We start from the raw sequence: 13,948 nt of genomic DNA, 5'->3' as shown, positions 1-13,948 counted from the left end.
GCTCAGGGGGCGCCGGTCAGGGCGGTGCTGCCCAGGGCCTTGCCGGTCGCGGGATCGATATAGAGCAGGCGCTCCGCCCCGGAGGCGGCGCGCAGGCGTAAGACCAGCCGGTCGCCGGCGCCCGTGGTCTCGATCAGGGTCTCGCCCGCCGGAATCTCGATACCCGCCGCGATCGCGCCTTTTTTGCCGCCTACCTTGGTGGCCAGCCCGTAGATGAACAGGGCCATCATGCCAAGGAAGATGACGCCGAGGATGATCACAACGGCCTTGAGGCCACGGGGGTTGCTGGGCAACTCTTCAGCCATGATGGATATGCTCGCAACGCTTCATAGACTCGTGGTGGAGGATGCCGCCGGCGGCGACCGCCTGGACCGTTTTCTGGCCGGGGCCACGGGCCTGTCGCGGGTGCGACTGAAAGGCCTGATCGAGGCCGGCCATGTGACGGTCGACGGCGCGACCATAGAGGACGCCTCGGCCAGGGTCAAACCGGGTCAGGCGGTGGTGCTGGGCGTGCCGCCGGCAACCCCGGCCGTGCCCCAGCCCCAGGCGATGGATCTGGTGATCCCTTACGAGGACGAGCATCTGATCGTCGTCGACAAGCCGGCCGGTCTCGTCGTTCATCCCGCGCCCGGTAATCTGGACGGCACGCTGGTCAATGCCCTCCTCGACCATTGCCGGGGCAGCCTGTCGGGCATCGGCGGGGTCGAGCGGCCGGGCATCGTCCACCGCATCGACAAGGAAACCTCCGGTCTTCTCGTCGTCGCCAAGACCGAGGCGGCGCATCATGGCCTCGCCGATCTGTTCGCCCGCCACGATCTCGACCGCGGCTACAAGGCCGTGGTCTGGGGCAGCCCGGCCACAACCGAAGGCACGGTGGACCGGCCCATCGCCCGCTCCCGCTTCGATCGCAAGAAGATGGCGATCGTCGAGGATGGCAAGCCCGCGATCACCCATTGGCAGGTGGAGCGGCGTTTCGGCCGGCCGCCGGTGGCGAGCCTGCTCGACTGCCGGCTGGAAACCGGGCGCACCCATCAGATCCGGGTGCATCTGTCCTCCCTCGGCCATGCGCTGGTCGGCGATCCGGTCTATGGCCGGGTGCCGCGGGGCGCCCCGAAGGATATCGCGGGTTTCGGCAGGCAGGCGCTTCATGCATGGCTGCTCGGCTTCCGTCATCCGGTGAGCGCGAAACTTCTGCGGTTCGAGAGCGAACTGCCCAGTGATATGTCGGATTTGCTTGACAGTCTGGAATCTATCTAAACAATGATCATATCCGATTGCCCCACTCGGGTATTGCGCCAGGGCGCGAATTTTCCGAGTGTGTGGGCAAGCACATTTCCCGGCCGACGCCAGGAGGTAAACCGATGAGCGTTCCCTCGACGATGAAAATGCCGGCGCTGCCCGATGAAGGCAGCCTCAGCCGCTACCTCTCCGAGATCCGCAAGTTCCCGATGCTGGAGCCGGGCGAGGAATTCATGCTCGCCAAGGCCTGGCGCGAGCATGGCGACTCGGAAGCCGCGCACCGGCTGGTGACCAGTCACCTGCGCCTGGTCGCCAAGATCGCCATGGGCTATCGCGGCTATGGCCTGCCGGTGTCCGAACTGATCTCGGAAGGCAATGTCGGCATGATGCAGGCGGTGAAGCGGTTCGAGCCCGACAAGGGCTTCCGCCTCGCGACCTATGCCATGTGGTGGATCCGGGCGGCGATCCAGGAATATATCCTGCGCTCGTGGAGCCTCGTGAAGATCGGCACCACGGCGGCTCAGAAGAAGCTGTTCTTCAACCTGCGCCGGATGAAGGGCAAGCTGGCGGCGCTGGAAGAGGGCGACCTGAGGCCCGAGCACGTCACCCAGATCGCCCATAATCTGGCGGTGACCGAGGCCGAGGTGGTGTCGATGAACCGCCGCCTCGCCGCGCCCGACCACAGCCTGAACGCGCCTTTGCGTATCGACGGCGAGGGCGAGTGGCAGGACTGGCTGGTGGACGAGACCCCGAACCAGGAAGTCCGCCTCGCCGAGCGCGAGGAAATGGATATCCGTCGCGGGTTGCTGAACGACGCCATGGGCGGCTTGACCGACCGCGAGCGCGACATCCTGCAGCGCCGTCGCCTGGTTGAAGACCCGGTGACGCTGGAAGACCTGAGCCAGGAATATGGCATCAGCCGCGAGCGCGTGCGCCAGATCGAGGTGCGGGCGTTCGAGAAATTGCAGAAGGCGATGCGCAATGCCGCCCTTGGCCAGGCGCGCCCCGCGCTGATCGGCGCCACCGCCGACTGACCTGCCCTGATGGGCATCGCCCCCGGCCGAAGCCGGGGGCGGTTCCGCCGATCAGTAGATCAGGAAGGGGAAATACTTGTCGTTGATCTTCTTGTAGGTGCCGTCCTCGAGGATCTCCTTGATCGCCTTGTTGAAGGCGAGGCGGAGTTCGTCGTCACCCTTGCGCACGGCGATGCCGACGCCATCGCCCAGGATCTCGCGCGGCTCGTACATGGCGGGGCCGACGAACTCGAACTTCGAGCCGGCCTCGGTCTTCAGCCATTCCGCCGTCACCAGCTTGTCGACCAGGGCGGCCTCGACACGGCCCGCCGAGAGGTCGGCGTAAAGCTCGTCCACCGTGGCATAGAGCTTCACCGTCGAATCCTTGTAGACGGCTTCGAGCATGTTGGCCTGGATGGTCGACGACTGGGCGCCCAGCGTCTTGCCGGCCATGGCCTTGGCCGAGCCGTCGCCGATGTCCGTGCCCTTGGCGGCGGCGAACTGGGTCGGGGTGTTGTAATATTTGTCGGTGAAGTCGACGACCTTCTTGCGTTCCGCCGTGATCGACATCGAGGCGACGATGGCGTCGTATTTCTTGGTCTGCAGGGCGGGGATGATGCCGTCCCAATCCTGCGCGACGAATTCGCACTTCACCTTCATCTTCTCGCACAGGGCCACGGCGATATCGACGTCGAAGCCCTGAAGTTTGCCCTCGGAATCCATGAAGTTGAACGGGGGATAGGCGCCCTCCGTCCCGATGCGGACGACTTTCTCTTCCGCGGAGGCCGGCGCGGCGGCGAAGCCGACGGCCGCCACGATAGAAGCGGCTGCCGCAAGGACGCGCAGGCCATAGGTCGTGCGAAGGCCAAAGAACATGTTCTGATCCCCCAGAGGTTTCGGACCTCGCCAGCCTCGCGCGCTTGGCAGGGGAGATCAAGCGCCTTGGGCGGGCTCCGCGGTGGCCGGGGAATTCGCGGGGGCTTCACCGGCATCGACCGGGGCCGCCGCGTGATGCCGCCGCCGTCGGCGCCACAGGACGACGACGATCGCGCCCAGGCCACCGAGCAACCCGCCGACCACGGCGCCGACCAGCGCGGTCGAGCCCATGGCGCGCCATTCGTTGCGATTGGGCACCGGCAGGGCGACGGGGGCGGCGCCATCGTCGTTGGTGAACTGGAGGTCGGCGATGCCGGCCGACATCTGGCCGATCAGATCCTCGAACACGGCCGTGCCGGCCCCGGCGCTGCCGTCATAGGCGCTGAACAGATTGACGTTCACCGGCACCTGGCGGATCAGGCCGATGCCGGCGAGCCCGGCGACCATGGTCTTTTCCGCGCCGCGACCCTGAAGGCTGGTGGTGCCGATATAGATGGCGAGCTCGTCGCGGGCGACGACGGCGAAGATCGGCTTTGGCGCATCCGCCGGCTTCGAGGCCTTGGATTGGGCCTCGCCATTGGCCGCCACTTCCTCGATGGTCGCGGTCGGGAAGGGCTTGGCGATGGCGTTCAGATAGGCCGGCCGGGGATCGGTCACCCGCTGGATCGCGTTGCCTTCCGTCAGCAGCAGCACCTGGCCGAAATGGTTCAGCAGGCCGCGCTTGCCATCCCGCAATTCCACCAGTTCGTTGCAGTCGCCGAAGGCGAGGACGACGCGCATGGTCTCGCCCACGGCGCCGCGCATGGTGCGGATCAGCTGGGCCTCGGCCGGGCGCGCTTCATCGAGCACGCAGTAGCCGGCCAGGGGTGCGATTTCCAGGCTTTCGCCCGGGCCGACCTCGACCCCGACGGCGCCGGCGGCACCCGGCAGCAGCGTGGCGGCCAGGGCAAGGCCGGCGCGGAAGGCCAGGGCGGGGGGAAGACGGAGGCGGGGGCGAATCATCAGGGCGGGAACCATCGGCCGGCATTACACGAGTCGGTCGGCTTGCGGCCGACATTCGCGCAACGTTACCTTCGGATCCGCGCGGGGAAAGACAAAAAACGACCGCATCGCGCGAGAGGGAGAACAAATTGACCGGCTTTCGTGACATTGCTTCCGGGCTTCGCTTTCCGGAAGGCCCCGTGGTGCTGCCTGACGGCGACATCCTCGTCGTGGAAATCGAGCGCGGCACCCTGACCAGGGTCGCCCCGGACGGGCGCCTGACGGTGGCCGCCCGGTTGGGCGGCGGGCCGAATGGCGCCGCCCTTGGCCCCGATGGCTGCATCTATGTCTGCAACAATGGCGGCTTCGAATTCACCGACATGGGCGGGCTGCTGGTGCCGGGGCATCAGGCCCATGACTACGAGGGCGGCTGCATCCAGCGGGTGAACCTGTCGACCGGCAAGGCCGAGGTGCTCTACACCCACGCGGGCGATGTCGCGCTGAAGGGGCCGAACGACATCGTCTTCGATGCCCATGGCGGCTTCTGGTTCACCGACCACGGCAAATCGCGCGAGCGCGAGCGGGACACCACCGGCGTTTTCTACGCGAAGCCCGACGGCAGCTTCATCGAGGAAGTGATCTTCCCGCTGCAGGCGCCGAACGGCATCGGCCTCTCGCCCGACGGCGACACGCTTTATGTCGCCGAAACCTTCACCGGGCGGGTGTGGTCCTTCGCCGTGACGGGGCCGGGCAGGATCGGCGGCGCGCCGGGGATCCTCGGCCATCCCGGCAACCTCATCCTGGCGCCCGGCGGGCTCAACCTGTTCGACAGTCTTGGCGTCGATGGCGAAGGTCATGTCTGCGTCGCGACGCTGATCAACGGCGGCATCACCACGGTCTCGCCCGATGGCGCCGAGATCGCCCATATTCCCTTCCCCGATCCGCTGACCACCAATATCTGCTTCGGCGGGCCGGACCTGCGCACGGCCTATGTCACAATGTCGGGCACCGGCCGGCTGGTGGCCTGCGACTGGCCGCGCAAGGGATTGCGGCTGAATTACGCCTGACGCTCGCGGCCCGAGGCTCGCGGCCGGCCGGGGTGGACATCGCCCCGGCCGGCATCATGGTATTGTCACCAGTTTGGTGTAACAGTGCCCCAAGAGGGCCGGCGCGACAAAATGGCGCGACCTTGCCCACGCATGACAAATTGTCATTCTAAGTCATTGTCTCTGCGGTGCTTTTTGTGGCGTGATCTTTCTGCCACAGTTTGCGCTGCACCCGACATCCGAAACGATCCACAAGACTTGACACCGTTTTGGGAACGGTGTGGGGTAAACCTGTCATGCGGCAATCGCAATGCTGCAATGCAATAAGGCGGAAATGCCAATAACAAACGGGGTCTGGAACCGGGGTGACGGGATCCAGGGGTGGGAGGCCAAGTTGAAGAATTTACACGTTTCTCGTGCGCGTCTGGCGGTTGGCGCCAGTGCTGTTGCGCTCATGGCGGCGATGGTGGTTTCCGGCCCGGCGACGGCGGCCGAATTCCAGGCCGGCGATGTGGCGATCACCACTCAGGTCACGATTTCCGCCGGCTTCGGCGTCCGTACCCAGGATCGCGACGCCCAGCTGATCTGCCCGCAGAACTATGCCGGCGGCGGCGCGACGACCTGCAACGGCGACGACGGCAACCTGAACTTCGACAAGGGCGATCTCGTCTTCGCGCCGGTCCGGGCGCAGGGTGAAGCGACCGCGCAGTGGCAGAACTTCACCTTCTACGTTCGTGGCCAGGCCTATTACGACGCGGTCTACGACAATGGCGATTTCTCCACCCAGGGCGGCGTCGCCGTTCCCGGTTATCGCGACATGTCGGGCCGCCAGTCGGATGCCGCCAGCAATGTCTCGTCCTTCGATTACGAGCTGATGGACCTCTGGGTTCGCGGCAACTTCGACATCGGCGACCGCCAGCTCTCGGTCAAGGTCGGCCAGCAGACCATCGGCTGGGGCGAGGCGGCGGTCACCCCGCTGTCGCTCGCCCAAGTGAACTCCTTCGACCAGTCGAAGCTGCGCGTGCCGGGCGCGGAAATCCGCGACGCCGTGCAGGCCATGCCGGCGATCGACATTTCCTACGAGCTCGGCTCGGGTCTCAGCGTCGAAGCCTTCTACCAGTTCGAGATGCGCAAGTCGGTCACCGATCCGCAGGGCAGCTTCTTCAGCACGACCGACATCGGCGGCAAGGGCGGCGTCGGCTTCGGCGCCAAGGGCGATTACGACATCATCCCGCCGGACGCGACCAATTTCTTCACCGGCAATGTGCCACTGTCGGTGCCGCAGGCGAAATACGAGAGCAATTCGGACGGCAAGAACTGGGGCGCCTCGGTGCGCTACTATTCGCCCGAGCTGAACGATACCGAATTCGGCTTCTATTTCGCCAACATCCAGCCGCGCAGCCCGGTCCCGGTGTTCTACATCGCCGAGGACGACAAATACATCAACACCCCGGCCGAGGCGGCGGCTAACCTGCCGACCCTCATCGGCAAGGCGGTCGCGAGTTACGCGGCGACGGGGAAGACGCCTGCGGAGATCGCCGCCTATCAGACCCTCCTCGCCACCAACGCCTCGGCGCAGGGCGGCCTGATCGTTCAGGAGAACGCCCGCAACAGCAAGATCGTCCTGGAGAACCCGGGCGAAGTGCAGATGATCGGCACCAGCTTCAACACCAATCTCGATGCCCTCGGCATCTCGCTCGCCGGCGAACTCGCGCTGCAGCACGATCTGCCGGTGCTGATCGACGGTGAAACCTGGGCGACCGACTTCTCCTGCGGTCTCTATGGCGCCGTCCTGACCGGCGGCAGCCCGGTGCCCTGCAGCGCCGTCGGCCTGCGGAACCAGTTGAGCACCTACCTCGGCTCGACCACCAATCGCCCCGGCGCGCGGGTCGAGGGTTATATCCTCGAGGACGTCTACACCTACGTCCTGCGCAGTATCAAATCCTTCGGCTCGACCGACATGCTGCCGTCGCTCATCGGCGCCAATTCCGCCTCGCTGCTGCTCGAATTCGGCGGCGTCTACATCAACCTGCCCGATCCGAGCGTTCTGACCATGGACGCAGGCGGAACGGGCACCGTCGGTGACGGCAGTGACAGCGATCCCCGCGCCAGCAAGCTCAGCGGCGCGACCGAATGGTCGGGTGGCCTCACCATGGCCCTGTCGGCCAGCTACCCGGACGCGATCGCGGGTGTCAACCTCACCCCCGCCCTGCGGGTGCAGACCGGTCTCTTCGGCATCACGCCGCTGACCGGCGGCTACACCGAGAGGGCGACCGCGATGACCTTCGCCCTCGACGCCGACTATCTGCTGCAGTGGAAGGGCTCGATCGGTTACACGACCTATTTCGGCGCCGGCCGTCAGAATCTGCTGAACGACCGCGACTTCTTCCAGATGACGCTGAGCTATTCGTTCTGAGGCTTGGGGGGGATGGGATCGGCCGATCCTGTAGAGACAAAAAGATAAAAAGACATCGGGCCGCGCTCGCCGCGGCCCAAGCGGGAGACATCGCATGAAACGTATCGCGTATCTTGGGCTCACCCTCGGCCTCGTCGCCTTCGGCGCGGCGGCCCATGCCGCCGGGGGCGCCGATCAGGTTGCCCGTCTCGGCGTCGACCTCACCCCGATGGGCGCCGTGAAGGCGGGCAACGCCGATGGCACGATCCCGGCCTGGGATGGCGGCATCAAGGCCCCGCCCGCCGGCTATGTCCCCGGCCAGCGGCTGGTCGATCCCTTCGCCGCCGACAAGGTGAAATTCACCATCACCGGCCAGAATGTCGATCAATACGCGGCCAAGCTCGCGCCCGGCCAGATCGCCCTTCTGAAGACCTATCCGACCTACAAGATGAACGTCTACGAGACCCGGCGCAGCTGCTCGTATTCGCAGAAGATCTATGACGCGACCAAGAAGAACGCGACCTTCGCCAAGCTCTCGGCCGATGGCAACGGCCTCGAGGAAGGCCTCGTCGGCGTGCCCTTCCCGCTGGCGACCGAAGGTGTCGAATTCTTCTGGAACCACCGCTTCCGCCCGCGTCTCGGCTTCAAGTTCAAGCGCGCCTTCGCCCTCGCGGCGGTCAACCGCAACGGCGACTACACGCTGGTGAAGAGCCAGGACGAAGGCATCCTGCATTACATGGGGCCGGGCCTGCGCGCCGAAGGCGATGCAACCAGCCTGAAGCAGCTGAACAACGTCTGGATCACCTATCTGTCGATGACGACCGCGCCGGCGCGCATCGCCGGCTCGATCATTCTCGTCCTCGACAACATCAGCGACGCCGATGGCCCCCGTCAGGCCTGGCAGTATAATCCCGGCACCCGCCGCGTTCTGCGCGCGCCCGATCTCGCCTTCGACAATCCGGGCACCAACGCCGACGGCCTGACCACGATCGACCAGTTCGACGTCATGAACGGCTCGCCCGAGCGCTACACCTGGAAGAACAACGGCGCGAAGGAAGCCTATATCGCCTATAACGCCTATAAGGCCAACAACACGAAATACGCCGAATTCCTGACCGCGCAGCACCCCAATCAGGACGTGATGCGTTACGAACTGCACCGGGTGCACGAAGTCGAGGCGAACCTGCGCGAAGGCGCCCGCCACGTCTATGCCAAGCGCGTCTTCTTCCAGGACGAGGACAGCTGGACCTTCGCCAACGTCTCGCTCTACGACAGTCGGGGCCAGCTGTGGCGGGTTCAGGATGCGCCGATCATGAATTATTACGACGCGCTGTCCTGCAACCAGGCTTTCGAGATCGACTATGATCTGCAGTCGGGCCGTTATCTCGCCCAGACCATGAACATGGAAGAGACGCCGATCGACACCAACGCGACCGAGCTGCAGCCCGAGCGCTACACCCCGGATGCCATCCGGCGCCTGTCGACCCGCTGATCCTGGCACCGGAACAATGATCGGGCGGCCCTTCGGGGCCGCCCTTTTTGTTGCGCGCGGAATGCTGCCGCATTGGTCCCTATTGCCCGGAAACCGGCGCCATCCCCGCGCGACAATCCGCCGCGCCCTGTGAAAGAATTCTCACCACAAGCGAGAAAACTCGCGAGCGGCGCGGCGGCCGGGCAAGGGGGGGGGAACCTCTCCCGTGGCCAGAATGCCGGCGCCGCGAAACAAGGGGGGAATGCGGCGTATGCTGGTGCGACAGAACGCCCGGCGCCGGGGGCGCTGGCTGCTGCAAACGGTTTCCATCGCGGCGCTGGGGGGCGCCCTTGTGTCGGCGGGCCTCGCCCGGGCGGTCGATGTCGAATGGGGCGAGGTTTCGGGCAGCATCATCACGGCGCTGTCCGTCGGCACCCAGATCCGCATGGCGGATCGCGACCCGCGCAATTACGGCCATGCCAATGGCGGCGCCAGCCCGACCGCCGGCAATGACGACGGCGATCTGAATTTCGACAAATACGACCTGCTGACCCTGATCGGCACGGTCACCAGCGAGGTGAACCTGCGCTGGCAAAACTATGGCCTCTATGTCCGGGGCACGGCCTTCTATGATTACATCGCCGACAACAACGACCTCGCCGACAATGGCCCCGAGGCGCGGAAATGGCGCGGCGAATATTCGATGGAGGGCCAGGAGAAGGCCCGTTACGACGCAAGGATGCTCGATTATTACGTCTCGGGCAATTTCGACCTCTTCGATCACAATCTGTCGGTCCGGGTGGGGAGCCAGGTGCTGAACTGGGGCGAGGCCCTGTTCACCATCAACGCGATCTCGGTGATCAATCCGATCGATGTCGCGCGCATTCGCGTCCCCGGCGCGGAGCTGCGTGACGCCCTCATTCCCATCCCCATGGCCTGGGCGGGTTATGATTTCGGCGGCGGCTTTTCGGCGGAAGGTTTCGTCGCCTTCGACTTCAAGCCCTACAAGCTGGAAGCCTGCGGCAGTTTCTTCTCGGCGACGGACACGTTCTGCGACGGCACCCTGGGCGTCGGCGTCGGCACCGATTTCCAGGACACGCGGTCCTATTACAAGGGCCGGAACGATCCCGATGACGATTTCGCGTCCTATGACGGCATCTCGGCCGACCTGCCCATCGACGACGATGCCTCGGGCACCGACTGGGGTGTCGCGCTGCGTTACTATTCGCCGGAATTGAACAATACCGAATTCGGCCTCTATTACATCAACTATCAAAGCCGCCTGCCGTCCATCCGGGTCTTCGCCGACTACCGCAATCCGCAGACCGGCACGATCAACGGCGTGCCCTATCTGGGGGAGGCTTTCGGCACGCGGCCGCGTTCCACCGTCCTCGACAATCTCGATCACGGCAGCCTGACCCTCTACTATCCCGATGATGTCCAGCTGGTCGGCATGTCGTTCAACACGACGCTGGACAGTCTGGGGGTCGCCCTCAATGGCGAGATTTCCTGGAAGCACAATGTGCCGGTCTGGATTTCCGAGCCGACCCTGACCTTCACCGTCTACAATTACGCCGGCGGCAATCCCCTGCTGGCGGGCGAGGCCCTCGGCTTTTCGCCCTATGTCGATACCGGCTATCCCTATGACGATGATCCGCAGGGGCCGGTCCGCCTGAAGCTGGACGAGCCCCACGACATGTGGAACGCCAACCTGCGGGTGACCAAGATCCTGCCCACCACCCACTGGCTGGTCTCCCTGCTCGGCGCCAATGCCGCGACCGTGCTGGTCGAGGCGGCGGCGATCCATATCGACATCGATCCCGACGGCCCCTACGACTATGCCGCCTATGGCCAGAATGGTTTTTCCGGCTTCAGGACAAGGCCGCTGGCGCTCGTGCCGGGGGTGGAAGTCATTCCGTCCCTCGATCTGCCGGCCCAGGGCGATCCGCGCATTCCCTCGACCTGGAAGCCGCCCACCCAATGGTCGGGCGGGGTTCAGGGCCTGTTTTTCGCCGATTATCCCGATGCCTTTGGCTCGGGCGTCAATCTCACGCCCTTCGTCGCGTTCTCGACCGGCCTGTTCGGCGTGACGCCCGCCCCCAATCCCGGTTTCACCAAAAGCCTGAACTCGATGTTCGTCGGTCTCAAGGCCGACTATCTGGGGACCTATTCGCTCCAGCTCGCCTATTTCAAGAGCTGGGGCGCCGGGGGCGGCGGGGGCGGTTCGCGCAATCCCTATATCGATCGCGACTTCTTCGGCGTGACCGTGTCCTGCGTCTTCTGACCCGGCGGAGAGGGCCGGATTCGGCCCCCGAAATCGTCAGGACAACTATCTGGTTAAAAAATGACGCCGATTATCATTTCCGGCGCCGCCGGCTCCGCGCCGGGGCGGTATAACCGGATCGGGGACATTAGACCGCCGGGCGGATTCATTTTGTCGGGACAAGCCCCCCTCCCTATGCGTAAACGAAAAGGCCTGACGAAAATGAAGCAGGCGCCGTGCCCGGGATTGATGGCTCCAAGCCACAGCAAGGTGCCGGGCAGTTGCGTGTTGGAGGGGAGCCGAGGTCATGCGTACCGCCATTCGCGGTGCAGCCGAGGGGCGGATTGCGTCCTCGTATGCATCAAAAAAAATGACGCCACCATTCGCGGGCAAGCGCCGCCGGGCGATGCCCCTGGCGATGACGGCGATCGCCGCGCTCGGTGTCGCGGTGCCGGCCTTCGCTTATGAATTCGACCTGAGCGACGAGGTTTCGGGCTCCATCATCACGTCCCTGTCGACGGGCTTCCAGATGCGGGTGGCCGATCGCGATCCGCGCAATGTCGGCCTTTACAACGGCGGCACCGGCCATTCGGCCAGCACCGACGACGGCAATCTGAATTTCGACAAATACGACGTCTTCTCGCAGATCTCGACGATCTCGTCCGAGCTGAGCCTGAAGTGGAAGGACTTCTTCCTCTACGCCCGGGGCACCGCTTTCTATGATTCCGTGGCCGATTTCAACGATCTGGCCGAGAACGGGCCGGAGGAGCGGCCCTACCGCGGCCAGTACAATCCGAAAGCCCAGGAAAACGCGCGCTACGACGCGCAGATGCTGGATTATCTGGTCGGCTACAATTACCAGTTCGGCGATCGCTATGGCGTCGTGAAGATCGGCAACCAGGTGCTGAACTGGGGTGAAGCCCTGTTCACCATCGGCGGCATCTCGGTGATCAATCCGATCAACGTCTCGAAGATCCGGGTGCCTGGCGCCGAACTGCGTGACGCGCTGATCCCGGTGCCGATGATCTCGAACTCGATCGACCTGTTCCAGGGCGTCTCGCTCGAGGCTTTCTACCAGTGGGGTTTCGAGCCCTTCAAGCTGGAAGCCTGCGGCAGCTATTTCTCCTTCACCGATGCCCTGTGCGATGGCGCCGAAGGCGTTTCGGTCCTGACCGACTATGGCGACAGCCGCTCCTACAACGCGGGCACCGGCCAGTCGACGACCGCTTTCGACGTGCCGGCTTCGGTCGGCGGGCCGGATCTCTATTCCGTCAACATGCGCCTGCAGGACGACAAGCCCAGTTCGGTCAACGACTGGGGTGTGGCCCTGCGCGCCCTGGTGCCCGAGCTGAACAACACCGAATTCCAGTTCTACTACATGCGCTATACCAGCCGGCTGCCGTCGATCAAGGCCGTGGTGCCCCATGACGCGCCGGGCACCGGCCAGGTCAGCGGCACCGAACTGGTGACCAACACGCCGGCTCTCCTCGGCGGCGTGCTGAACGGTCTTGGCGTCGACCAGCTCGACGGTCTGGTCAGCACCCTGAGCGGCCTGCTGAACTCCCCGGTCGGCAATTCCGTCGCCGATGTCGTCGCGGCGCTGGCCGATCCGTTGGCCCAGCCGCTGGTCGACGCGCTGATCGACAATGGCGCGGGCGGGGTCTATGGCACCTATCCGCGCTCGTCCGTGCTGGAAAATCTGAACAACACGGTCCTGCACAAATATTATCCGTCCGGCATCGACATGGTCGGCTTCGCCTTCAACACGCTCGAGGAATGGACCGGCCTCGCGATCAATTTCGAGGTTTCCTACAAGCACAACGTGCCCGTGTTCATCTCGGAGACGAATTTCGTCGTCTCGACCTATAATGCCGCGGGCGGCGTGCCGATCGATCCCGTGACCAACGCGCCGATCACCGTGCTGGGCCTTCCGGCGGAAAACCCCGGCATCGCCCCCATCGTGAACGTGCCCGGCAGCGAGACGCCGAGCCTGTCGTCGAGCGGCCCCAACACGGTCTATCTCGACAAGCGGCAGGACATGTGGCTGGCGTCGATGCGCTTCACCAAGCTCTTCGCCTCGACCGACACGCTGACCAGCCTTCTGGGCGCGTCCTCGGTCACCGCCCTCGTCGAGTTCGGCGCGCTCTATTTCGATCTCGACAAGGATGTGAAATACGCATCCTACGGCCAGTTCGGCTATTCGGGCTTCGGCACCTCGCCGCTCAATGTCGCCGGCCTCACCGTGGTGCCGCCGCTGATGGCGACCGAGTTGCCGGCCTATGGCGACTATGGATTCTACTTCCCCGAGACGGGCAAGGCACCGACGCGCTGGTCCGGCGGTGTCCAGGGCTTGATCTTCTGGGATTACCCGGACATTTTGACGGGTGTCACGCTTACGCCCGCCATCGGCTTCTCGTCCGGTCTGTTCGGCACCACGCCGTCGCCGCACCCGGGCTTCACCAAGGGCGTCCACTCGGTAAACCTGCAGCTCAAGGCGGAGTATCTGGGCAACACCTCGGTCATCCTCAACTACTACAAGAGTTGGGGTGGGGGCGATGGTGCGGCAGGGTCGCGTAACCCGTATATCGACCGTGATTTCGTCGGCTTGACCTTCAACTACCAGTTCTAAGAAAAAGCGCCTCACGCTTTCCCAGGAGGAGACAA

Annotated in this window: 10 protein-coding genes; 7 read left to right on the top strand and 3 right to left on the bottom strand. The window is 64.7% G+C overall.

What is annotated here, in order from left to right; translation table 11 throughout:
- Positions 1-2: 2 nt before the first annotated feature.
- Positions 3-305: a hypothetical protein gene (locus tag WAZ62_RS08165; protein ID WP_422643025.1), complete on the bottom strand. Its 303-nt coding sequence runs from the start codon at positions 303-305 to the stop codon at positions 3-5.
- Here WAZ62_RS08165 and WAZ62_RS08160 point away from each other — a divergent pair.
- Both WAZ62_RS08160 and rpoH read left to right on the top strand, forming a co-directional pair.
- Positions 304-1,257 (top strand): RluA family pseudouridine synthase, encoded by a 954-nt coding sequence (locus WAZ62_RS08160; RefSeq protein WP_422643024.1) that lies wholly within the window; start codon positions 304-306, stop codon positions 1,255-1,257. The genes WAZ62_RS08165 and WAZ62_RS08160 overlap by 2 nt on opposite strands.
- 104 nt (positions 1,258-1,361) lie before the next feature.
- Positions 1,362-2,273 (top strand): RNA polymerase sigma factor RpoH, encoded by a 912-nt coding sequence (gene rpoH / locus WAZ62_RS08155; protein WP_422643023.1) that lies wholly within the window; start codon positions 1,362-1,364, stop codon positions 2,271-2,273.
- Positions 2,274-2,324: 51 nt separating this feature from the next.
- Here rpoH and WAZ62_RS08150 read toward each other — a convergent pair whose 3' ends face one another.
- Both WAZ62_RS08150 and WAZ62_RS08145 read right to left on the bottom strand, forming a co-directional pair.
- A complete protein-coding gene (locus tag WAZ62_RS08150) occupies positions 2,325-3,128 on the bottom strand; it encodes an ABC transporter substrate-binding protein (RefSeq protein WP_422643022.1) in 804 nt (267 codons plus the stop codon).
- A gap of 57 nt (positions 3,129-3,185) precedes the next feature.
- Positions 3,186-4,130 (bottom strand): hypothetical protein, encoded by a 945-nt coding sequence (locus WAZ62_RS08145; protein ID WP_422643021.1) that lies wholly within the window; start codon positions 4,128-4,130, stop codon positions 3,186-3,188.
- Between the two features lie 128 nt (positions 4,131-4,258).
- Between WAZ62_RS08145 and WAZ62_RS08140 the strand changes: the two genes are divergently transcribed.
- The 5 genes from WAZ62_RS08140 (at position 4,259) to WAZ62_RS08120 (ending at position 13,913) form a co-directional block, all read left to right on the top strand.
- On the top strand, positions 4,259-5,176 hold the full coding sequence (locus tag WAZ62_RS08140) for an SMP-30/gluconolactonase/LRE family protein (RefSeq protein WP_422643020.1): 918 nt from the start codon (positions 4,259-4,261) through the stop codon (positions 5,174-5,176).
- Between the two features lie 289 nt (positions 5,177-5,465).
- Complete coding sequence (locus WAZ62_RS08135; RefSeq protein ID WP_422643019.1) at positions 5,466-7,571, top strand: DUF1302 domain-containing protein; 2,106 nt, start codon at positions 5,466-5,468, stop codon at positions 7,569-7,571.
- A 94-nt stretch (positions 7,572-7,665) separates the two neighbouring features.
- Positions 7,666-9,042, top strand: coding sequence for a DUF1329 domain-containing protein (locus WAZ62_RS08130; RefSeq protein WP_422643018.1), 1,377 nt, complete (start codon positions 7,666-7,668; stop codon positions 9,040-9,042).
- Between the two features lie 241 nt (positions 9,043-9,283).
- On the top strand, positions 9,284-11,305 hold the full coding sequence (locus tag WAZ62_RS08125) for a DUF1302 domain-containing protein (protein ID WP_422643017.1): 2,022 nt from the start codon (positions 9,284-9,286) through the stop codon (positions 11,303-11,305).
- Between the two features lie 349 nt (positions 11,306-11,654).
- Positions 11,655-13,913, top strand: coding sequence for a DUF1302 family protein (locus tag WAZ62_RS08120; RefSeq protein ID WP_422643016.1), 2,259 nt, complete (start codon positions 11,655-11,657; stop codon positions 13,911-13,913).
- The last annotated feature ends 35 nt before the right edge of the window (positions 13,914-13,948 follow it).

The sequence above is a fragment of the Zavarzinia sp. genome, from assembly GCF_049306435.1.
GTDB lineage: Bacteria > Pseudomonadota > Alphaproteobacteria > Zavarziniales > Zavarziniaceae > Zavarzinia.
This window is presented reverse-complemented; position numbering and strand designations above follow the sequence as displayed.

Coding starts and splice junctions, on each gene's coding strand:
- WAZ62_RS08120 (WP_422643016.1), top strand. CDS start 11,655: ATGACGCCACCATTCGCGGGCAAGCGCCGCCGGGCGATGCCCCTGGCG.
- WAZ62_RS08160 (WP_422643024.1), top strand. CDS start 304: ATGATGGATATGCTCGCAACGCTTCATAGACTCGTGGTGGAGGATGCC.
- WAZ62_RS08150 (WP_422643022.1), bottom strand. CDS start 3,128: ATGTTCTTTGGCCTTCGCACGACCTATGGCCTGCGCGTCCTTGCGGCA.
- WAZ62_RS08135 (WP_422643019.1), top strand. CDS start 5,466: ATGCTGCAATGCAATAAGGCGGAAATGCCAATAACAAACGGGGTCTGG.
- rpoH (WP_422643023.1), top strand. CDS start 1,362: ATGAGCGTTCCCTCGACGATGAAAATGCCGGCGCTGCCCGATGAAGGC.
- WAZ62_RS08145 (WP_422643021.1), bottom strand. CDS start 4,130: ATGATTCGCCCCCGCCTCCGTCTTCCCCCCGCCCTGGCCTTCCGCGCC.
- WAZ62_RS08125 (WP_422643017.1), top strand. CDS start 9,284: ATGCGGCGTATGCTGGTGCGACAGAACGCCCGGCGCCGGGGGCGCTGG.
- WAZ62_RS08130 (WP_422643018.1), top strand. CDS start 7,666: ATGAAACGTATCGCGTATCTTGGGCTCACCCTCGGCCTCGTCGCCTTC.
- WAZ62_RS08165 (WP_422643025.1), bottom strand. CDS start 305: ATGGCTGAAGAGTTGCCCAGCAACCCCCGTGGCCTCAAGGCCGTTGTG.